20 protein-coding genes and 1 pseudogene are annotated in these 20,687 nt (G+C 60.4%); 3 read left to right on the forward strand and 18 right to left on the reverse strand.

Annotated features, from left to right (window positions below; genetic code table 11):
- Nucleotides 1-7: 7 nt before the first annotated feature.
- Genes IVB01_RS22890 through IVB01_RS22905 form a run of 4 tightly spaced genes read right to left on the reverse strand, consistent with a single transcriptional unit; the run spans nucleotide 8 to nucleotide 3,785 of the window.
- Entirely contained in the window at nucleotides 8-814 is an 807-nt protein-coding gene (locus IVB01_RS22890; protein ID WP_247280234.1) for an ABC transporter permease, read from the reverse strand.
- Nucleotides 811-1,686: an ABC transporter permease gene (locus IVB01_RS22895; protein WP_247280235.1), complete on the reverse strand. Its 876-nt coding sequence runs from the start codon at nucleotides 1,684-1,686 to the stop codon at nucleotides 811-813. Before IVB01_RS22895 ends, IVB01_RS22890 begins: the two co-directional genes overlap by 4 nt.
- Entirely contained in the window at nucleotides 1,683-2,723 is a 1,041-nt protein-coding gene (locus IVB01_RS22900) for an ABC transporter ATP-binding protein (RefSeq protein ID WP_247280236.1), read from the reverse strand. The genes IVB01_RS22895 and IVB01_RS22900 overlap by 4 nt, the downstream gene beginning before the upstream one ends.
- 27 nt (nucleotides 2,724-2,750) lie before the next feature.
- Entirely contained in the window at nucleotides 2,751-3,785 is a 1,035-nt protein-coding gene (locus IVB01_RS22905) for an ABC transporter substrate-binding protein (protein ID WP_247280237.1), read from the reverse strand.
- Between the two features lie 273 nt (nucleotides 3,786-4,058).
- On the opposite strand from IVB01_RS22905, the gene IVB01_RS22910 reads away from it, so the two are divergent.
- Entirely contained in the window at nucleotides 4,059-4,985 is a 927-nt protein-coding gene (locus IVB01_RS22910; RefSeq protein WP_247280238.1) for a LysR substrate-binding domain-containing protein, read from the forward strand.
- A 52-nt stretch (nucleotides 4,986-5,037) separates the two neighbouring features.
- Nucleotides 5,038-5,757 carry a type 1 glutamine amidotransferase gene (locus IVB01_RS22915; protein ID WP_247494888.1) on the forward strand — a complete coding sequence of 240 codons (720 nt, stop codon included), beginning with the start codon at nucleotides 5,038-5,040 and terminating at the stop codon, nucleotides 5,755-5,757.
- Between the two features lie 109 nt (nucleotides 5,758-5,866).
- Here the strand turns inward: IVB01_RS22915 and IVB01_RS22920 are convergent, their stop codons facing one another.
- The 14 genes and pseudogenes from IVB01_RS22920 to IVB01_RS22985 form a co-directional block, all read right to left on the reverse strand.
- The gene (locus IVB01_RS22920) at nucleotides 5,867-6,334 is read right to left on the reverse strand and encodes a nuclear transport factor 2 family protein (protein WP_247280240.1); all 468 of its coding nucleotides are present in this window, start codon (nucleotides 6,332-6,334) and stop codon (nucleotides 5,867-5,869) included.
- A 78-nt stretch (nucleotides 6,335-6,412) separates the two neighbouring features.
- Nucleotides 6,413-6,844 (reverse strand): YbgC/FadM family acyl-CoA thioesterase, encoded by a 432-nt coding sequence (locus IVB01_RS22925; RefSeq protein ID WP_247416337.1) that lies wholly within the window; start codon nucleotides 6,842-6,844, stop codon nucleotides 6,413-6,415.
- A gap of 21 nt (nucleotides 6,845-6,865) precedes the next feature.
- Nucleotides 6,866-7,306: a YbgC/FadM family acyl-CoA thioesterase gene (locus IVB01_RS22930; RefSeq protein ID WP_247307093.1), complete on the reverse strand. Its 441-nt coding sequence runs from the start codon at nucleotides 7,304-7,306 to the stop codon at nucleotides 6,866-6,868.
- 331 nt (nucleotides 7,307-7,637) lie between these two features.
- A pseudogene (locus tag IVB01_RS22935) lies at nucleotides 7,638-7,763 on the reverse strand (IS630 transposase-related protein); the annotation flags it as partial.
- A gap of 504 nt (nucleotides 7,764-8,267) precedes the next feature.
- Nucleotides 8,268-8,468, reverse strand: a complete 201-nt coding sequence (locus IVB01_RS22940; RefSeq protein ID WP_247333764.1) for a hypothetical protein — start codon at nucleotides 8,466-8,468, stop codon at nucleotides 8,268-8,270.
- Nucleotides 8,443-9,690, reverse strand: a complete 1,248-nt coding sequence (locus tag IVB01_RS22945; protein ID WP_247356018.1) for an MFS transporter — start codon at nucleotides 9,688-9,690, stop codon at nucleotides 8,443-8,445. The genes IVB01_RS22940 and IVB01_RS22945 overlap by 26 nt, the downstream gene beginning before the upstream one ends.
- On the reverse strand, nucleotides 9,687-10,922 hold the full coding sequence (locus IVB01_RS22950) for an ATP-grasp domain-containing protein (protein WP_247307099.1): 1,236 nt from the start codon (nucleotides 10,920-10,922) through the stop codon (nucleotides 9,687-9,689). Before IVB01_RS22950 ends, IVB01_RS22945 begins: the two co-directional genes overlap by 4 nt.
- On the reverse strand, nucleotides 10,852-12,048 hold the full coding sequence (locus tag IVB01_RS22955; RefSeq protein ID WP_247307102.1) for a saccharopine dehydrogenase C-terminal domain-containing protein: 1,197 nt from the start codon (nucleotides 12,046-12,048) through the stop codon (nucleotides 10,852-10,854). The genes IVB01_RS22950 and IVB01_RS22955 overlap by 71 nt, the downstream gene beginning before the upstream one ends.
- Before the next feature lie 3 nt (nucleotides 12,049-12,051).
- A complete protein-coding gene (locus IVB01_RS22960; protein WP_247333765.1) occupies nucleotides 12,052-13,290 on the reverse strand; it encodes an ATP-grasp domain-containing protein in 1,239 nt (412 codons plus the stop codon).
- Nucleotides 13,287-15,182 (reverse strand): class I tRNA ligase family protein, encoded by a 1,896-nt coding sequence (locus tag IVB01_RS22965; RefSeq protein ID WP_247333766.1) that lies wholly within the window; start codon nucleotides 15,180-15,182, stop codon nucleotides 13,287-13,289. The genes IVB01_RS22960 and IVB01_RS22965 overlap by 4 nt, the downstream gene beginning before the upstream one ends.
- On the reverse strand, nucleotides 15,179-16,441 hold the full coding sequence (locus IVB01_RS22970) for a SidA/IucD/PvdA family monooxygenase (protein WP_247356024.1): 1,263 nt from the start codon (nucleotides 16,439-16,441) through the stop codon (nucleotides 15,179-15,181). Before IVB01_RS22970 ends, IVB01_RS22965 begins: the two co-directional genes overlap by 4 nt.
- 1,050 nt (nucleotides 16,442-17,491) lie before the next feature.
- Nucleotides 17,492-17,848, reverse strand: a complete 357-nt coding sequence (locus IVB01_RS22975; RefSeq protein WP_247307116.1) for a hypothetical protein — start codon at nucleotides 17,846-17,848, stop codon at nucleotides 17,492-17,494.
- Between the two features lie 237 nt (nucleotides 17,849-18,085).
- On the reverse strand, nucleotides 18,086-18,811 hold the full coding sequence (locus tag IVB01_RS22980) for a TIGR02391 family protein (RefSeq protein WP_247333769.1): 726 nt from the start codon (nucleotides 18,809-18,811) through the stop codon (nucleotides 18,086-18,088).
- Between the two features lie 92 nt (nucleotides 18,812-18,903).
- On the reverse strand, nucleotides 18,904-19,776 hold the full coding sequence (locus IVB01_RS22985) for a type I restriction enzyme HsdR N-terminal domain-containing protein (RefSeq protein ID WP_247494889.1): 873 nt from the start codon (nucleotides 19,774-19,776) through the stop codon (nucleotides 18,904-18,906).
- Nucleotides 19,777-20,000: 224 nt separating this feature from the next.
- Between IVB01_RS22985 and IVB01_RS22990 the strand changes: the two genes are divergently transcribed.
- Nucleotides 20,001-20,285, forward strand: a complete 285-nt coding sequence (locus IVB01_RS22990) for a hypothetical protein (protein WP_247333773.1) — start codon at nucleotides 20,001-20,003, stop codon at nucleotides 20,283-20,285.
- The last annotated feature ends 402 nt before the right edge of the window (nucleotides 20,286-20,687 follow it).

The raw sequence follows: 20,687 nt of genomic DNA on the forward strand, positions 1-20,687 counted from the left end.
GATTTTCCTATCGTCCCGTATCGCCCTTGCCGGCGAGCACACGGTCGAGCCCGTAGAAGCGGTCGAGCAGAATGAGGGCGGTCATGGTGATCGCGATCACGCAGGCCGAGACCGACGTCACCAGCGGATCGATGTTGTCCTGGATATAAAGGAACATGCGCACCGGCAACGTCTCGGTACCGGGCGCCGCGAGGAAGACGGTCATGGTGAGATCGTCGAAGGACTGGATGAAGGCGAGCGCCCAGCCGCTGATGACGCCGGGCAGGATCAAGGGCAGCGTCACGCGGCGGAACAACGTCCAGCCGTTGGCACCGAGCGAAATCGCGGCCATCTCGACAGAAAGATCCATGCCGGTGGCCGCCGCCAGTGTTAGTCGCAGCGCGAACGGAAACACGATGATGACATGCGCGATGATGAGCGCCGCGAAGCTGCCACTCATGCCGGCGGAGGTGAAGAAACGCAGAAAGGCGATGCCGAGCACGACATGCGGAATCATCAGCGGCGACAGGAACAGCGCGGCGAGCGCATCGCGGCCGCGGAAGCGGTAGCGCGCGATCGCCAGCGCCGCCGGCACCGCGAACAGCAGCGCCACCAAGGACGACAACGCGCCGAGCCCAAGGCTGACCCAGAACGCATGGACGAATTCGGGGTAGTTGGCGATCGTCCTGAACCAGCGTAGCGAAAATCCGTTGGTCGGCAGCGACAGGAAGCCCTCGGGTGTAAACGCGACGAGGCAGACCACCAGGATCGGTGCCACCATGACGATGACGAAGATGGTGTGGAAGATCAACGCCAGCGGCCCGTTCCGTCTCATCGGAACACCTCCGCATAGCGGCGCTCGATCAGCGCATTGCTGCCGACCACAATCAGCACCAGCGCGACGAGAAGGAGCGTCGCGACCGCTGCACCGAGGGGCCAATTCAGCGTGTTGAGAAACTCGTCATAGGCGAGCGTCGCGGCGACCTTGAGCCGGCGGCCGCCGATGATCGCAGGCGTCGCAAAGGCGCTGGCCGAGAGCGAGAACACGATGATGGCGCCCGACAGCACGCCCGGCATGATCTGGGGCATGATGATGCGGCGGATGATGGTCGCGGGTCCCGCGCCAAGCGACGTCGCGGCGTTCTCGATCTGCGGATCGAGCCGCTGCAGCGCGGCCCATACCGACAGCACCATGAACGGCATCATCACATGCGCGAGCGCAACGACCATGCCGGTTTCAGTGAACATGAAGGGAATGGGGGAGCGGATCACCCCGAGCGACATCAAGAGCTTGTTGACCAGTCCGTTATTGCCGCCGAACAGCAGCGCCCAGCCGAGCGTGCGCGCCACCACCGAGATCAGCAGCGGCCCGAGGATGATCAGCAGGAAGAAGCTCTTCCAGCCACCGCTCATGCGGTTGAGGATGTAGGCTTCAGGCGCGCCGAGGACGGCGGTGAGTAATGTGGTCAGGATCGCGATTCGAAAGGTCCGCCAGAACATTTCGGCGTAATAGGGATCGGTCGCGATCTCGTGCCAGTTCTTGAGGATGAAGACCGGTTCGATGCCTTTGTACTGGCCCCAATCGTGGAACGACAGCATCACGGTCATCGCCAGCGGAATCAGCAGCACGCCGACGAACAGCATCAGGGCGGGCGCAGTCAGAGCCCACGGCGCACGCGCGTTACGTTCCTCGGCGGCCGCGCTCATGCGACGCCCCTCGCACGCACACTCATGTCCTCGGGACGCCAAGCCAGACGCACCGCCTCACCTTCGGCCGGCTGCGCCTTGCCGTCATTCTGGCGGATCACGATCGCCGGACCGCATTCGCTCTCGCACTGGAACAGCCAGTGATTACCTTGGAAGATGCGGGTGACGATCTTGGCGCTGAGGCCGGCATCGCCGAAGCCGATCCTTTCAGGGCGAATGCTGACAGTGACAGGGCCGCTGAGACCCGCCGGCGCCGGCGCGCTCCAGGAGCCCGCGGTCAGCCGCGCCGGCGTGACGGTCCGATCGATCGCCGCCGCAAAGTCGTTGGTCTTGCCGAGGAACTGCGAGACGAAGGCCGAGGACGGCTTCTCATAGGTCTCCTGCGGCGTGCCGATCTGCTCGATGCGGCCCTGGCTCATCACCACGATGCGGTCGGACAGCGACATCGCCTCGTTCTGGTCGTGAGTGACCAGGATCGTGGTGGTGCCGATCGTGCGCTGGATCTGGCGCAGCTCGATCTGCATCTCCTCGCGCAGCTTTGCGTCGAGGTTGGACAGCGGCTCGTCGAGCAGGAGGACGCTCGGCTTGATCACCAGCGCGCGCGCCAGCGCCACGCGCTGCTGCTGGCCGCCGGACATGCGGCGCGGATGACGGTCCTCATAGCCGGCGAGGCCGACCATCGCCAGCGCGGCACGGACGCGCTCGGCTTTTTCAGCGCGCGACACCTTGCGCATCTCGAGGCCGAAGGCGACGTTCTCCGCCACGGTCATGTGCGGAAACAGCGCGTAGCTCTGGAACACGATGCCGAGGCCGCGCTTGGCCGGATGGATCGCGGTGAGGTCCTTGCCCTCCAGCCGGATCGCACCGCGGGTGGGATCGAGGAAGCCCGCGATCATCTGCAACGTCGTGGTCTTGCCGCAGCCGGAAGGCCCGAGGAAGGAGATGAACTCCCCCTTCCTCACCGACAGACTGAAGTCATCGACCACGGTCTGCGCGCCGAACTGTTTTGCGACCCGATCAAGCTCGAGATAGGCCATGCGCTGTCTCCGCTACGGACGATCAGATCAGCGCTCGACCTCGCGATTCCAGCGCTTGGTCCACTCCTCGCGCTTCTCGTTGATGACGGTCCAGTCCGGATTATAGAGCTTCGCCGCGCGCTCGCCGATCGGCGCCATCTTGCCGAGCTCGGGCGGGATCACCAGCGATTTCAGCACCGGGCCGTAGCCATAGTCCTTCAGCATCACCAGCTGGATCTTGGGATCGAGCAGCATCTTGACGAAGCTCGCGGCCAGAGGAGAAGCGTTGGGCTTGGCGATTGGACATGCCGTCGTCAGCAGCGTCGCGGCGCCTTCCTTCGGATAGACGAAGTCGACGGGAAAGCCGGTATTGGCGAAGCTCTGCACGCGGCCGGTACCCCACACCGCGATCACGGCCTGGCCGGACTGGAACAGCTCGGTCATCTTGCCGGGCGACGGCTCATAGGCGAGCACGTTCGGATTGATCTGCTCCTTGAAGATCTTGAAGCCTGAATCGACGTTGGTCTCGCCGCCGCCATTCATCTTCGACAGCATCACCAGGGCTTCGAGGCCGTAGGTGTTGTTGATCGGGGGGATGACGAGTTGCTTCGCGTATTTCGGGTCCTTCAGATCGTTCCACGAGGTCGGCGGCGCCCAACCTTTCTCTTTGAACACCTTGGTGTTGTACATCAGGCCGGTCGCGACGATGCCGATCGCGACCGCACGATCATCCTTGAAGCGGGCGGTGTCGTAGAGATCGGCCGGCAATCCGTCGAGCTTGCCGCAGAAGCCGAGCTGCATCGCCTGGTACATCGGGCCGTCATCGACGATGGCGACGTCGATCTGCTGGTTGCCCTTCTGCGCCTGGAGCTTTGCCAGTGTGTCGGTCGAGTTGCCGGCGACGTACTCGACCTTGACGCCGTTCTCCTTCTCGAAAGCGGGGATCACCTCGTCGCGGATCGTCTTCTCGAACGAGCCGCCATAGCCGGCGACATAGAGCGTCTTTTGCTGGGCCGAGGCGGCCGACGGGGCGGCAATCAGCGCCGCGATGCTGACCGCGGTCAGAAGGCGAAAAGTCTTCATGTGGACCGATCTCCATACCGGAATGAGGTGACGTGCCGACAAGTCTCCGGCCGAAGCACCTTCCGCATTTCCTTCCGCGCAAATTCCTCTCCGACCAGGGCTCCGGCCCCTGCTCGGCGGGTTTTGGCGCGATTTGGAGGTTTGAACGTCTCCAATCTGCCGAAAAAGCGGGCTGGCTCCAGCTCTGATGAAAAAGATCGCAAAACCAAGCTTCCATCGTCCAATGAATAATGGCACCCTCTGCATGCCGAAATGTTATGAGTGGAATTCGAGATGGCGCGGATCAATTCGCGGCAGGTTGAGGCCTTTCGGGCGACCATGCTGACCGGCAGCGTCACCGAGGCGGCAAAGCTGATGGTGGTGACGCAGCCCGCCGTCAGCCGGTTGCTGCGCGACTTCCAGGCGCTGCTGAAGATGGAGTTGTTCGAACGACGCGGCACCGGTCTCGTGCCGACCGCGGCGGCCATGGCGCTCTACACCGAAGTCGAGCGCTCGTTCGTCGGTCTCGAACGCATCACCGCGGCGGCCGAAGAAATCCGCGGCCGGCGCACCGGCTCGCTGCGCATCGCCGCGCTGCCGGCGCTCGCGAACGGCTATCTGCCGCGGCTCGCCGGGCAGTTCTTGAAGGAGCGGCCCAACCTCAACCTCGCCTTCTTCGGCGTGATCTCGCCGATCGTGGTCGACTGGGTGCTGAACAATCAATGCGACATCGGCTTTGCCGAGGTGCCGATCGCCCATTCCGGGCTGCCGAGCCTGCGGCTGCCGGCGTTGGCGCGTGTCGCGGTGCTGCCGACCGGACATCGTTTGGCGGAGAAGGAAGTGCTGGAGCCGGGCGATTTCGAGGGCGAGACGTTCATCTCGCTGTCGGCGGGATCATCGAGCCGGCACCTGGTCGACCAGGTCTTCCATCGCAGCGACGTTCGCCGCGTGCTGCGGGTGGAGACCACGCTGTCGGAGATCATGTGCGGCATGGTGTCGTCGGGGCTTGGCGTGTCGATCTGCGATCCCTTCACCGCACAGGAATTTGCAACGCGCGGCGTCGTCGTGCGCCGCTTCCTGCCGCGCATCGACTTCGAGTTCTCGGCCGTCTTCCCGGCCCAGCGCAGCCCCTCGCCGGTGGCGCTGGATCTGGTCGAGACCATGCGCAAGGCGCTCACTGAGCTCGAGGACAAGTCCGCACATGGTTTTGCGCCTGGTTGATTTGGACGCCGTGCGGGTCCTGTTGTATGCTGCCTGCCTCCGCAGGTAGCATATGGCACGCATCACCATCGTCGAGACCGGGCTCGTTCCTCAAGAGCATCGCGAGCGGCACGGCTCGTTTCCGGACATGTTCGAGCGCATGATCCTCGCCGAGGACCCTATGGCTACAATCGACATCGTCAGCATTCCGAATGGGGATGCGCTGCCCGATCCGCGCGGCTTGGAGGCCATCCTGATCACCGGCGCGGCGGCCGGCGTCTATGACAGGCTCGACTGGATCGCGCCGCTGGAAGATTTCGTGCGCACGGCTTACGCCAACAAGACGCCGATGGTGGGCGTCTGCTTCGGCCATCAACTGATCGCACAAGCGCTCGGCGGCACTGTACGCAAGTCGGAGAAGGGTTGGGGCATCGGCCGGCACGTTTATCAGGTGCTGCCGGAGAATGGCGTCGTCGACGGCGAAGCCATCGCAATCGCCGCCTCGCATCAGGACCAGGTGATCGAGCCGCCGAACGAGGCGCTGACGATCCTGTCGTCGGACTTCACGCCGCATGCCGGCCTGCTCTACGCCAACGGCACCACGCTGACCGTGCAGCCGCATCCGGAGTTCGACGTGGCGTTCGCACAGGTGTGTTGCGACCTGCGCGACGGCAAGGCGCCGGATGATGTCGTCGCAACGGCGCGAGCGTCACTGACGCAGCCGATGGACAACGCGAAGCTCGGTGGGGCGATCACAAGGTTCTTGACGCGCAAATCCATCGCCTCATCCTGAGGAGCGCGCTCTCGCGCGCGTCTCGAAGAATCGAGGCCCCCACCGCAACGGCGAGGCCTGCATGGTTCGAGACGCCGCTTCGCGGCTCCTCACCATGAGGGTTGAGGGCTCAGAACGGACTCTCGCCCAGCCCCGGCACATCTGCCGGCCGCGGCCCCGGCGCGGGCCAGTGAAAGCGGCGGTCCTTCTCGGCGATCGCAATGTCGTTGATCGAGGCCTCGCGCCGCTTCATCAGGCCGTGCTCGTCGAATTCCCACTGCTCGTTGCCGTAGGAGCGATACCACTGACCTTTGCCATCATGCCATTCGTACTGGAAGCGCACCGCGATACGATTGCCGTCGAAAGCCCAGAGGTCCTTGATCAGTCGGTAGTCGTGCTCCCTCTCCCATTTGCGGGTGAGGAATGCAACGATTGCCTCACGGCCCTGAAAGACTTCAGAACGATTGCGCCAGCGGCTGTCCTCGGTATAGGCGAGCGCGACGCGCGCCGGATCGCGCGAATTCCAGGCGTCCTCGGCCATGCGCGCCTTTTGCGCAGCGGTCTCTCTCGTGAAGGGCGGAAGCGGCGGGCGCGACATGATGGCCTCATCGGTTGGTTGGGGCCGCAATCTATCGCTGCAATTGGTGGAGTCGATAGGCCACTGCAAATCGGGCGATCACGAAATCAGATCGGCCTTCATCAAGGTCCGGATCGATTTCGGAATCGGCTGCGCGCGACCGCCGCTGATGAAGGCGACGCGCACTTCCGCTTTCACCAGCACGTCCTCAGCCCGGCGCACCTCCTGCGCCAGCATGATGGAAGCGCCCTTCACCGCGATCGGCCAGGTCACGACATCGAGCACGTCGTCCATCCGCGCGGGCTTCAAAAAGTCCAGATGCATCGAGCGCACCACGAAGGCGAAGCCGGCGCCGTCGGTCTCGGGCTGCTCGAACAGCGCCTGCTGCTCGGCGCCCATCAGCCGCAGATGATTGGTCCGCCCGCGCTCCATATAGCGCAGATAATTGGCATGATAGACGATGCCGGAGAACTCTGGCTTGCCAACATCGCAACACAGCGCCTTGATTTCATTGGGACGTTGGAGGGCTATAGCGTAAACAAACGTAGATTTCTATGCTCCTCCCATGGCGAACCGCAGCCCCTTCGGGATACGTTGCGCTTTTCCGCCTGAGATAAACGCCGCGCGCACGCGGGCCGTGACCAAAAGATCGTCCCCGCGCCTGCACTCCTGCAGCAGGGTAATCGACGCCCCCCTTACCTCTTCTGGAACCGTGACAACTTCAAGTAGGTCGTCCAGGATTGCTGGCTTTAGAAAATCGATACTCATCGAACGGACTACGAAAGCAAAGCCTGGCGCATCTTCCTGCGCTTCTTTGAGGAGCTCTTGCTGATCCGTTACGAGCAGACGCAAGTAATTTGTTCTGCCGCGTTCCATGAAGCGCAAGAAATTCGCGTGATAAACAATCTGGCCGGCGTCCGTATCTTCGAAATAGATACGGACCTGCATATGATGGCGGCCATCGCGAATTTCGCCGTCAAGAGATACTGTCACAGGGGGATTTCTCTTATTGCACTTCTCGCACTTCGGAGCCGATTGTCTTGCATAGAGGCACCTTCCTCAGCAAGCGCCATCGCTTTGGGTTTGAACTTTGCTTGGGATGCACCTAGACTCTTGATTGTAGGGACACGCAACACCCAGAGCGACGCGATGCCGGCCGATATGCCACAACGCTTCAATAGCTCTTGTAGCTCGGCGAGCGTGATATCCGGCTTCGCTGTCACCGCGTCTAAGATCAATTGTGCGTGTGCTTAGATGCGCTGCGATTTGCGGTCCCCGCCCTGACGTTTAGGAACGACGTCGCCACTTCCTCGAGGCGACTGCGCCAACGGATCGCGCTGGCCGCGCTGATACCAAAACGCTCAGCAGCCCGTCGACAGGACAAGCCACCGTCAATCGCGGCTACCACCCTCTGGCGAAGATCAACTGAAAACGCGCGCTGGTCATACATGCTGACCTCCTTCGTCAGCATGTCCCTTGAATTTGACTCGTGCCGCTTTGGGAATCCCCACCGATTCATTCCGGTCGGAAAATGCTCTAATTGCCGCCGCTCATGTGCTGGTCAAAGAAAACGGTGAGTATCGGTTGAGTGAATTGAACAAGGACAGTTCGTAGCCAGTACCATGAATGTTTTCTAACTGTGCTTTCGGAGTATCAGGGCGCCTCCTTGGAGCGGGGCGAAAGCCCAACTTCCGAGCCGGTGTTGCTTGTTGTTCCCGCGGTTTATTCGTCGGTTTGTGGGCGCGGTTTGATTGCGATGATGACGATCGGATCCTGCCGATCGAGCCTACAACGGGCGGCCTAAAGTGTGCTCCTATTTCCCCTATCCAACTTCTTTCTTGCCGTGATCAAGCGGAACGAGCATCCGGTGATCGCGCCTCCGTGGAGCTGCACGAGCTAGGTAGAAGCCGCTAACGTGATTGACAGGTAAATGCACCCCTTACGAAGAACGATCTTAGTACTCGGATGGGATGCCCATCTTCACAAATAGCGCAATGGCCAGCACGGAACGATAGCAGATAGCCGTCTTAGAAATAGCTTTGCGCGGCGACTGGGGGCCACCGCGCAGCAGGACCACGTGCTTGTCGAGCCGATCGTTGAAGTCCAGGCCGGCGGTGAAAACGCATTCTCTAGGATCGCTCGACGTCAATGCCATCCTGCGTGGCCTTCCGGCCACCAATATCCAGCATCTTGCTGCGAAAACGGTACAGCCACATCGCACCCAGACCATAAAGGGCGGCAATTCCCGCGAAAGCGAACGTGTTGTGAAGCTCCGCGCTGCCGAGCACAGCGCCAACAAAATTGCCGAGTGCTTCTCCGAGACCCATACCGATGGCGTTGATGCCTAGCAAGGCTAGGTGATCCCTTCCCGGGGTATTCTGGACAAGCAACACCGACAACGACGGCAGGGCGACAATCTCCACGACCGTCAACAATGCGACGGCGAGGTAGAGCGTGAACAGGTTCACGAACCCTGATAGCAGCGCGAAACACGCCAGGACCAGGACCGCCGACAAGATCAGCGACCCGACGTCGTCGACATGCGCGCGCTCGAGCGCCTTCATCAGCGGCATCGATGCCCCTACCACCAAGGCGGCATTGAGGCCGGCAATCGTCCAAACGATTTCCGGGCCGGCCAACAAGCGGCCTAGCATGATCGGCGCAAACGAAAAGATCTGTGCCAGGGCGAACCACGTGAAGGCAGTCGCCACGAATACCAAGCGAAGGTCGGACCGCGTTGCACTGTGCAGCAGCGACTTCCACCACTTGCCGCCGCGGTCCAGTACTGGCAGCTCGTTCCCCAAAAAGGCATGGCAGACTAACCCACCCGACACCATCACCAAGCCGGTGACGAGAAAGGGGGCGCTCGGCGCCATTTGCACGTACAGCAGGCTCGAGAGCAACGGTCCGAGCGCGGCAGCGATATTCGTCCCCACGGCGAGCTTCACTAGCATCAAACGGAGAGATTGATCCTCGCGCAGGCGGACCGTAATTACGCGCAGCAGCAAGCTACACGACCCGTAAGCGGTGCCGACCATAAACAGTCCGAGCGCGGTCCCGACAAACGCGGCGCTCTCCGCCACGATGATATAGCCCGCCCCCATCACGAGATAGGTTGTCGTCAGGGAATAACGCGTGGGAATGCGGTCCAGTAGTGGAGCGAATAAGGCGCGCGACGCTCGGCCGGAAGCGGACAGGAGCAGCAACAGAGTAGCGACCTGAGCCGCCGAGAGCGATCGGTCGAGGAGATAGATGCCGAGCACAGAGAGCGGCGCAAAGTAGCCGTAGTTATTGAGAAAATTCTGGGCGAACACGTTCCAGAACATACGCTGCGTGGGCTTCGGTTTGAGCATGATTGCGCGCGGGCTGTTCATCATTGAACGGTGATGGCGACCGCCATGATCATGCGCTCGAGCCGGTCCTTAACTTCGGTGGCGCTCGCCCCGGTGGCAAGCACATGACCAACGCGGTCGAACGAGTGGCGGACGGGCTTCACGGTGTCACCGACTTTGATCAACAGCGCGGCACCGGCATAGCCAGGCATTTCGGGCAGACGATCATATCCGGTGATTTCCGTCACCCTGCCGGCGGGCGGGACGAAGTATCGGATGCCGGCGGCTCCGCAGTGGGCCGCGGGAAGCATCACCACGCCGGCATCAGCGCACAGCATCTGGGCAAACACGCTGCCGTAATAAGCGATCCCGGTCACGTGCTGTGTCAGGTGCGTAATGTAGTCGCCTCCGGGTCGGGAGTGAATTTCCCCCATGACGATCTCGCCGGCATCGCAAGCCCAGAACTCCGCATGAAACATGCCGAAAGTCAGACCGACGGAATGCACGGCGCTCTGCACGACCGTGATCGCGCGCTCACACAAAGCAGGCGGAAGATCGGCCGGCGCCACATGGCCGCACTCGACGAAATTGCCACCGCCGATCACGAATTTTTGCGTCAAGCTCAAGACCCTCGGCAAGCCACGGACACACAAGCCCTCCGCGCTGAACTCCCGGCCCTCGACGAACGATTCGAGCAAGAAGGGCCGCTCGCTTGCCGGCCTGAGCTGCGCAAGCGCAGTGGCAAGAGCCGTCGCGCTATCCACCAGAAAGACGTTCTCGCTGCCATACCCGATCATCGGCTTAAGGATGAGTTTGCGATGCCGGCGCGAGAGCTCGGCGAACGCCTGATCGATTGCCTCGCCGGATCGGCACAGCCTGGCTTCCGGCTGGGCAAATCCGGCCGCCCGCAAGGTGTCTCGGCAGACAAACTTGTTAGTGGTGCACTCATGCGCACGCTCGCTGGGGCCATTGAATCCAAAGCGGCGAACCAGCGCGGCGATCGCCGGCTGCGCTTTTTCTTTGAAGCTGAATGCTCCGGCAAGAAGCTCGCGTCGGGGATATTTGCCAACCCACCTGAGACAGCCGCTCACATCCTCGAAGTCGAGAGGGTGGACCTCATCGGCGAGATCATGCAATTGAATGGCCTGCTCGAGACGCTTGGGCGTGTCCGTCAACACCACCCGCAAGCCTTGCGCCCGCGCCTGATCATAGAGGTGACGGGACTGAATCTCGCTCTCTCCGCCCAAGACCAGCAGTGCCTTCTTCCGCATCGTCATCACATCTGTCCATTGTTATCTCGACACCTCGACGCTCGAGCCAGTCGAGCATGACCGGCGCTATCTGCGGGGTGATAATGGTCTCCGGATAGTGAAATCCGCCAACGGCTTTTCCGGCGCCCGTCAGCCAGTTGACCAGGAACACCACGGGCAAGCAGGTGGCCAGAGCCATCGAGCGCACGTCGACGCGGTCGGTGAAGGTGAGCCGCAAACCCTGCACAGACCGTCGCCCGTGCCGACTTCCGGCGAGATCGATTGCCAGAAGCGTCTTTGTCTGTTCGTTCTCCGCCAAGCCGAAGGTGCGCTGGGTGGCCCGCTCGAAAAGCTGCTTTGGGGTGAGGCCCGTATTTTGGTCCACGGCATCCTCGGCCAATACGCCGAGTTGATCGAGCAATGCGACCAGTTCGACATATCTGGCCCAACGCAATGTGCGTTGGTCGGCATCGACACCCGGCCGCGACAATTTCGGATGCTCCGAGAGCCGCGGCTGCATCCCGTCATGCCAGTGCTCGAGCACCCCGATGCCGGGCCAAGCGAGTTGTTGAACATCGGAAAACCGCGGAACGACGCAAAGGGCGCCATCGCGGATGCAATAGGCGTCGCGCTTGGCGAGGGGGAGGTGCGAAGTGCCGAAGAGTCTTTTGTAGCCGAGAGGATTGGCCGGGCGTGGCACTACGATCCCACCGCAGCAGATACGAAGGGACTGCACCTCCTCAGTGGATTCCAGCAGATAGCCCGCCAGGATCTCCGTCAGCCCCGGCTCCAGCCCGCAGGGCAGAACCGTCGCAAGACTCGGAGCTTGGATCAGCGCTTGCTGCACGCGTGGCACGTCCTCGGCAGCAGGCCGGCTGATACTCACCAGCAAACCACGTGCAGCGTGGCTCGCTAGGCTCTCGATCACACCCAGCGTGACCGGCCAAGTGGCGGCACAGATCACGACGGGGGCGAGTTCTGCCTGCTGCGGCTGGTCGGTGCACAATATCTCACATTTCCATGCCTCGCGCACAGCCGTGAGCGCGCTCATATCGCGGTCGATGAGGCGGACCGTCCAGTGCGGAAAGGCGTCGCGCAGCAGCGCCGCCATTCCCCTGCCCATCGCACCAGCGCCTATGACGTCCGTCTGCATGTTTCACTCGAGGGCGAAGACTGGGGTGATCGTCTCCGATACCCAATCGAGGTGCTTCGTGAGCAGCGCTTGGCTCGGCGCGGTGCTGATCACCGCGATCAGACGTTGAAGACGGAAATCGCTCGGCGGAAGTACAATGTGTGTACCAATCGATGTTTCGACGATCGCCTGCTCGACCCAAGGGTGATCGAGAACCGCCTCGAGGCCGCGGTAGCCGAGCAGCCGCCCTTCCTGTTTGGCCAAGACGTAATGGATCCCGGCCACCCGCTGCGGCGCGGGCGGAGGCAGAGGCGCCGTGCCCACCGCAATGCGAGCAAGGTTTTCGTAGAAGTCATAGTGCAACGCAAGCGGGACCAGATGCGACGCGATGTAATCGCCTCCCGGCCGGGCAGCAACCTCAATGAGCGCGAACTGCGGGCCGTCGTACTTGCCTTCGAGGTGGAAGGATGCATTGTCCAGGCACAGCGCCAGCACGTAATCTTTGGTCTTTGCTTCAATCATGCTGCGCATCTCACCCTCGAGGTCGGCAGGGAAAATATGCCGCACCTCCAGGCAATAAGGATCCGAGGTGAGCTTGTGCGTGATCCCGACAACGGTGACTTCACCGCTGCAAACGTACCCTTCCACACTCACCTCCTGCCCGCCGATATAACGTTCCGCCAGGAACGTAAGCGTTTCCCGTCGCAAAGTCGGGTCGTACGACGGATTGGCGATCTTCTTGCTAGTGGAATGAAAGACATTCAGGTCGGCAGGCTCGCGAAGGAGGTAGATTCCGGTGCTGCCCGAGGCGTTCACCGGTTTCACGATGACCGGGAGTCCCGCCACACTGATGAACTCTTCCAGATCGCTATCATTCTGCAAAAGGCGGTGCGTGAGGCCGGAAACCGACTGAGTTCGCTCGCGCAGTATCGATTTGTCCCGCACCGCGGACACGGATGCGTGCGGCAACCCGGGCAGCCGCAATTTCGCGGCAAGGATGGCGCAGGCTTCCACAGCAGTTTCCGTAAAGCAGACCACACCGGCAATTTGGATACACTTTCTGATCTCCTCGACGGCGCTCTCGAGCGAGACAAGGCTTGCGGGATTACATTGGCGCCACTCGTCGACGTAGCAGGCAAGTTCCGGTGGCAGCGGCTGACCAAGCACAGCGACGTGGTATCCGAGCCGATGTGCCGCTTCGAATGCACGAATGCTTTCTCGTATGAGTCGGCGATAATTGATATAGAGGAGAAACTCCGTCATACAGCCCAGCCTCCGGTGTCGAAGGATCGCCCCGCCGGAACCCATTGCAAAGCGTGGTTCAGATATGGCGGTTCTCGAATGCCAAGGCGCCCCAGGAGGGCGGTGCAGAGCCCGGGCATCACCGGCCAGGCAAGCGTCGCCCACAGCCGCAGGCCGGCAACGCTGAGGGCGCAGGCGGCGCGCTCGATGCCCGGGTGATAGCGCGCGCCAAGCGCTTCTGTTGCGAATCCATCAAGGTCGTGAAGCAAGCGGTCGATTAGCTCCGCGATCCGCCGCGGGTCGAATCCTTCGACCGAGAATAGCCGCCGGCCCTCTTGCTGACGCTCGCAAAGCTGTTGATAGAATGCGCGATGCAGGCGTTCCCAAGTGCCGGCCTCCGGCACCGTCCCGCGGTGACGCGTTTCGACCGACTGGCTGATGTGATGAATGACGGATGCCAGCAGGCCGCGGCGCCGTTCGATCCAGTCAAAGGCCTCACGAAAGCTAAAGCTCGTCGGGGCAACCGATGGACGGGTATGGCAGACATATAGGCGCAGCCAGTCGGCCGGAATTCCCTGGCGGGTGAGATCGTCGGCGTATATGACATGGCCCCGCGAGGTGGAGAGCTTACGGCCGTCAAGCTGGTAGAATTCGTTGCCAAAAAAACCCACGATGCGAAATCTGCTCGCGTCGTAAAGGTGGAGCAGGATTGGGAAGGTGATGCAGCGCAGATACGCGTTGTCGGAGCCAAAAAAGAGCACGAGCTCGACCTCGTCCGAGCCGAGCTCCGCACGGGAGGCAAGCATATCCTGTGCCGTCAAGAAGCGGGGGGCGAGCTCGACGGCCGAATAGAGGTTCTGGTCCTCTTGCCCGTGCAACGGGAGAGCAAGTCCGTCCGATGAACAGATTCCGAGCGGAATGTCCGGCAGCTTGCGCTGCAACACCCGGGCGACGAAATCCGGCATTTTGCCGACGTAGGCCCCCGACATCAGGTATCGCTCGAGCACGGCGCGATGCGGCTCCAGCGGCACGAACATGCGCTTCAGCGGCCGCCACGCTGCCGGCCGGTTGCAATGATTGCAGACCGGATCCATCAGCTCTTCATCCGGCACGAACAGCGCGCAGTTCTCGCATTCCGAGCTGATCCCTTCGCCACAGTGCGGGCAGGAGCCGCGCACGTGGGCTTCGAACAAGTATCCGTGTCCGTACTCACAATACGGAACGCGGGCAGTTTTCTCGATGAGATGGTCGCCGGCGTCCAGCGTGGCTAAGAACTCGCGAGCGACCCGTTCGAAACGCGGCAATTCGTCGAGCGTCGCGAACACATCGAAGTCTACCCCCAGCAGACGGTAGTTAGCGAGAAAATCATCCGAGTAGGCGCGCGAGGTTTCGTGGTAGCTCCGCCCTTCGCGCGCAGCGGTGATCGCCACATGCGTCTGAAAGCCCAATGTCCCACAAAGCTGGTAACAGTCGAGCCCAAGTGTCCTTTGCGCTCGCGTAAACATGTCGGCAGCGACGACCGGCCCCGCCAGATGCCCAACATGCATCCGCCCGTTCGGCGTTGTAAAGCTCGGCAAAACGAGGCGGGTGCGCGGCGCCTTGGTGGGGGCTTTGACGCTTTCGTCAACGGTCTGCGGGTCTTCCCACCAAGCATTTCCCACGACCAGGAGTTCCGCCCCATCGTTCTTGATAAGATGGGCAGTGAACGGAGACATCAGCAGCATGTCTCCGGGGCGGAGCTGTGTGGTAGAGAGCGACCCGTCGCCATAGGTGACGGAGCCGGTGCCGGAGAACACGAACAACATCTCGTTGTCGGCGTGGCAATCCAAGCGCGTGGACTCGCCACTCTCGAGGGCAAATTTAGAGGCCCTAAAATGGCGTGCCACGATGTTATCGCGCAGCTTTCTCATCATTCCTCCTCCAGCTCAGCCAGACGCGACAACATCGATGGATCCATGTCCACCGGATAGAACTCCTTTCCCATGATGCTGTTGACGATCGTTGCGTTGCGATAGGCGACGAGAGACAGATTCGCGTTCTGCAAACCATGCTGGATGCTGGTTCTGTTCTGGAAGTAGATCTTGCCTGGCAGGGCTATCCGGCTCTCCAGTGAATAGTCCGATCTGATCCTGGGCAAACTATCCTCAATACAGGCGAGCTGCATGATGCAGTCGAAGAATGGCGGCGTGTGGGGGACAAAACCGGTGGCCAAGATCACACGGTCGACCGGCGCCCTGCGTGTTGCTGCGGTCTCGGTGCACTTGAGCGTAACTTCGAAGCCCGCTCCATTCTGCCGCAAACCTTCGAGGCAAGCACTGACGATCAACCGGACGCCGTCGTTCTCACTGTCGACGAAGCGACGTTCATAGATTTTGTCGAAGAGTTGATTTGCGAGATCCAGCGATACGCCGTCGCTGCTCAGCCTCTTGACCTGCACCCATTCGCGCCGACGTGAGAGCGGCTGAGCTTGAAAGTGGCGGAAATAGGCAGGCGTATAATACTCGTTGGTGAATGCGCAGTCGTCCCTCGGTTCAAGGTTGTCGCGCGGCGTAACCCAAAGTATCTGCTTCAGGGGTGGGCCCGCGAGCAGCTGTTCCATCACCTCGCTGCCGCTTTGTCCCCCGCCGACGAGCAAGACTCGTTCTCCTGCGGCCGGTGGCGCCCTATTGAGATAGTCTGCCACGTGATAGACGCGTTCGCCCAACAAGGGACGCACGCAATCCGGCACGTCGGGGCAGATTCCGAGCCCAAGTACGACATGTCGGGCCTGATATTCCGCCTCAGTGGTCGTGACGCGGAAATGTGATATTTCGGGCCGCACATCCAGTGCCTTTTGCCCAAATCTAAGATACGGAAGCTGATCTGCGACCCAGGCGAAATACTGAAAAAACTCCTTGCGAGAGACTGCACCGGACCGTCGATTGACGAACGCGTGGAGCCGCCCACTTCGGTGCAAAAAGTTGAGAAATGAAAACGAACTGGTTGGATCTACGAGCGACACACAGTCTTTGACATGTGACACTTGTAACTTAGCGTTCGAAAATGCCATCCCGGCGTGCCAGGCAAAACTCGGCTTATCGTCAATGAATAAGCACCGTAGTCCGGTCGGCTTCATGAGAGCGGCAAGGCTGAGATTAAACGGACCAATTCCGATACCAATTACGTCATACATGCGATGAAGCTCCCATGTGCCGGCCCTCTTCACGACCAACTAGAAATGGTGCGGGCGGTGCGTTGAATGCATGAGTCGAGCTAGCAGACAAACGTAATCGGCTCGTGCCGCGTTGAGAGAGTAGAAGAGGCGGCCCCGGCGCAGAGTAGATGCGCTGGGTACACGCGCTGGGTCCGCCCCTACATCATCGGTTGCTTCGTGATGCTCCTTGCATGAAGCAAGCGGCGTGCCGAACTGAAATCGCGGCGCTTCTGCAAGCGCTTGATACAACTATCGGCGAGACGCTTGAATCGAGCGTCGCGTCACGTGCACGAATTGTCTCAAGGCTGACGATCGGGGCTGCGTCATATCCGACAAGGTCGTTGTGAGTTCGGTGGCCTGCACAGCCCGGCAATCGTTCTCTCCGGGAATCGCGCGGCGCGGGCGCGCGGTACCGCCGGTTGATCTGCCTCACCTACTCAGTGAGGCTTCTGCATTCCCTTTTTGGGCCTCGCAGCTCCCGTTCCCTGAGCGCGCCCTCGCCAGCTGCCGCTTCTTCGCGCGCGATAAACTCTGCAAGAAGCCATGTTGTTACAGCGAATTGACAAGGGTGCTTTCCAGCCCTTCCCACAGCTTCATGGAAAGCTCGTAGAACGGATTGTTGCCGGGCAGCAGGTAGTTCGAGCCAATGATCGTCGTTCCAAGAGCAAGTGCACGACCGGCCGGATCTGGGCTTATGTGCGGGATGACCGGCCCTACGGTGGCCCAGCGCCGCCGGCGGCGGTCTATTGCGCCTCGAGCAAGCAATCTGAGGTGCTTCGATGAGCAAACGTCCCCCAAGCGATCGCCATCGAACCGGCAGTGAGGTTACGACCGTTCAACGTGCATTAAATTTGTTGAGGGTTCTCGCCGCGAGTGAAAAGCCGATCGGTGTAAACGAGATGGGTCGCGGGATTGCGGGAAATTCTTCGACGTTCATCTGAGATGGCCCGCATCGCGATCCGCGCGATCGTTGCCGCATCACCAAATTCCTTGCACAGAGCGTTTGCGTACCCGATTTTGTACGTCACCTCAGCATAGAAATTTCCGCTCCGACGGATCTTCGACAGGAAATTTCTGCAACTGGTATTGATGCGCCTTGAGCATCTCCTTGGTCAGATGTATCGGGAAGGCCTCATAGCTAAGGGCGCGTAACGCGGCGGTCAGACTGTCGCGGATTGCGTCGATGTTCACCCCGTGGGGCCCACGATGCCGAATACCAGCTCGGGCAAAAGTGTCGGTTTGGTCGTGGACGTCATTGGGAACCTTATCAAAATTCAGTGCAATCTGATTCGTGGCCAAATCAGGAGGGGAAAGTGGCAAAGGTCCCAATTCGGAAGGAAGATCTGGAAAGGTGAGGCAGGTCGCCGAGCGCACAGCCAGGCGCACGAATGAGCGCGTCGTCGTCGCCCATGATCGTGTCGCTTTGCAAGATGATGAGCAGGTGACCTCTGAACGCCAACATCAAGACGCGAGAATGGCTAATTTCCATTAAGAGTTTCTATTTTGCAGTGCTTGGACAGGGTCCGCTTTGCGGGCCCTTTTTGTTTGAGTTACAGCACCTTCTAGGGCCGCATCAGCCTACCAGCCGCCGTAGCGTAATGGCCTCTTGCATCGCCGCTTGAACTAGGCGCTCGATTGAGCACGCCTACTGTTAACGATCCGCAGAAGGTGACTGGCGATGATGAGCATCTCAGCCGCCTCTTTAGGGTCTGAAAGATCAACGTTCCTATGGCTTCTTGGGTTCTTAAACACACTCACTGCACCCGTCATGAATTGCTGCATCCCTTGACGCTCGCCGGCGGGATCAGCTGAGAGCATCAAGGGCCCGTTCTCCGCATTGAACGCCTTGGCCACCATCGGCATGCCATGTGCCTCCGCCGGCAAGTCTGCGGCTTCTCGTATTTTAGTCTCCACTAGCTTGAACGCCTCGAACACGGCAGCGTCGTAACGGCCTATCTTGAATATCTCCGCTGATGCGTCTCGCACATCGGGATGTAACAGAAACTCCGGAAGAAGCCGCTCGATTTGAAGTCTCTCCAGATCAGTCGTCGGCTCGAACTCAACGCCCGTTCTGCTCAAAACGTACCATACGGCGTGAGGCTGGCTCAGGTCAGGCACCGCGAGGAGCATCTGCTGGGCCCACATCATTCCTTCCGAAACCCTCTGCATCAGCCACGGCGGCGAACCTTGATGGCCGAAGAAGTGGTTGATTTCGGATTGAAAGTTGTGCGGTGAGAACCGCCCACCATTTACCTGCATATGAAGTACTATTGCGACACCGACCTGCTCAGGCGTCGCTCTCTCCAACTGCTCAATCGAATTGAAGGACTGGTTGAAAGGCTTCGGCACTTCCAGCGCTCTTATTCAATAACAGCCCACTTCCGATCAAACCGCTCTAACGCACTAACCATCAAACCGCCCAAACGAAAACTCCCCGTTAGTCAAGGAATGGCGACCGCTCGCGGCGTGGACGCGGAAGCATCTGCAACCGGGGCGACTATCGGAGCTTCTTCATCTGCAGCTTTCGGTGCAGCCTTTTTCCGCGTCGCAGCCCGCTGCAAACGCTTGATGTTCTGGAGAGCCGATTTCGCTTCATCACTATCAATCAAGTCGCGTTTGATGACCTCCTCGCGCAACAACGTCTTCAGGTAGTCGACCTCCACCTTCACGCCGGAGCTCATCCGACGAATCTCGCGGCGCAAAATCTCCAGGATGAAGTCAGTCTGCAGAACGGCTGCGACTGTGAACTTGTTCGTGACCTGCTTGTGCAGCAGGAACTCGGCCATTGTGCTCTTTGAGAAGCCCTCGCGGCTCAGATTTCCGAAGCATTCAAGAGCTTCAGGGCTCTTGGCGCTTTCCTCGATAGCGTCAAACTCACAAACGAGGATTTTCTCAATCGGCTGGCGGAAATGCACCTTGTAGATTCGCCAGTGGGCGCCGTTCGTGAGCACTACCCACTCAATACCCTCGTTGGCAGCGTAATCGATGGCTTGCTTGACATGGGCATCCTTGAGATCGATCCCAATGGCCTTGACCTCGATAATGAACCGGATGTCGTCATCAACTTTCACAGCAAGATCAACATAGGTGCCGCGGATCGCATATTGGCTGGTGACATGTAGATATTTGTCATAGCCGCAGATGTCGGAAAGCATATCGTTGACGACAGTGACCGTGTCGGCTTCACTAACATCGCGCTTCAGCAGCCCCGCTAATACGCTTTGGTATCTCTTGAGTTGAGTGATGATCCGCGTCGCGACTTTGGTTGAGAGTTTCGCCATGATTCGCCCCAGAAATATGGGCGTGAGCATCATGCAACCTTTCGGCGAGCACAAGCCCCCATTTAGTCAAAGTTTGGCTGTCTCTCGGGATCTCGTCCTGGGCTTGCTGCTTTGTCTGTCCAAGTGAGCCGGATGTTTACCTTAGCTGCCGATTGAGCCGACCTTTCCACAATACGATCTGCAGTAGCTCGCGCGCGTTCCGAGCCACTAGGAATCCATAATTTACGAGGTACTTACGAACCCGCTTTGATGGCGGCATGCCTCGCCCGAAACGCCACACGCCAATACACGCAGACGGCCGCCCGATGAAGATTACCTTCGGCCAGATGCGGAGCATGGGAGTGCGCGGTGTGCTGGTCTATTGCCACTGCGGCCATCACGTTGCACTGGACGCGGATCGTTGGGCTGATGAGGTGCGGCTATCTGATATCGAACCGCGGTTCGTCTGTCAGGGGTGCGGAAGCCGCGGCGCCGATGTCCGGCCCGACTTTGAGCGAGGCAATTCCCGACTTGCGATCTTGGGGCATCGCGCCGATTCCTGAGGAACAAAGGCCGCCATAGGGAGCTTGTGAGTCCCGCTAGCTCCCTGCCGAGCTGGCGGAGCGGCCCCGGCCTACCCCTACAGGCCCCCCTGAAGCCGGGGCCGTCTCCCCACTAGTAAGCCTATGCGTCAGTCGCCCTTGATCGTGCGCCGCGTGTCAGGCGAAACAGGCCGCCAACTGAGGCGGCCTTAATTATTTTCGCCGACTACACGAAGGCGCGGACTCGCTAGCTTTCCGGGAGAAACGCAAACCGGCGAGATCTCGCGGTCCTGGCGCTGAGCGCGCTTGCAATTAGGGCAGACGAAGAGGTGAGCGAGTATCGACGGCGGATTGTCTCGCACCAACTCGGATCGAAACCACCTCATGCCGATCTGGCAATTAGGGCAGATCGGAGCCTCAAAC

This window comes from Bradyrhizobium sp. 164, assembly GCF_023073715.1.
In the GTDB taxonomy this organism is placed as follows: domain Bacteria; phylum Pseudomonadota; class Alphaproteobacteria; order Rhizobiales; family Xanthobacteraceae; genus Bradyrhizobium.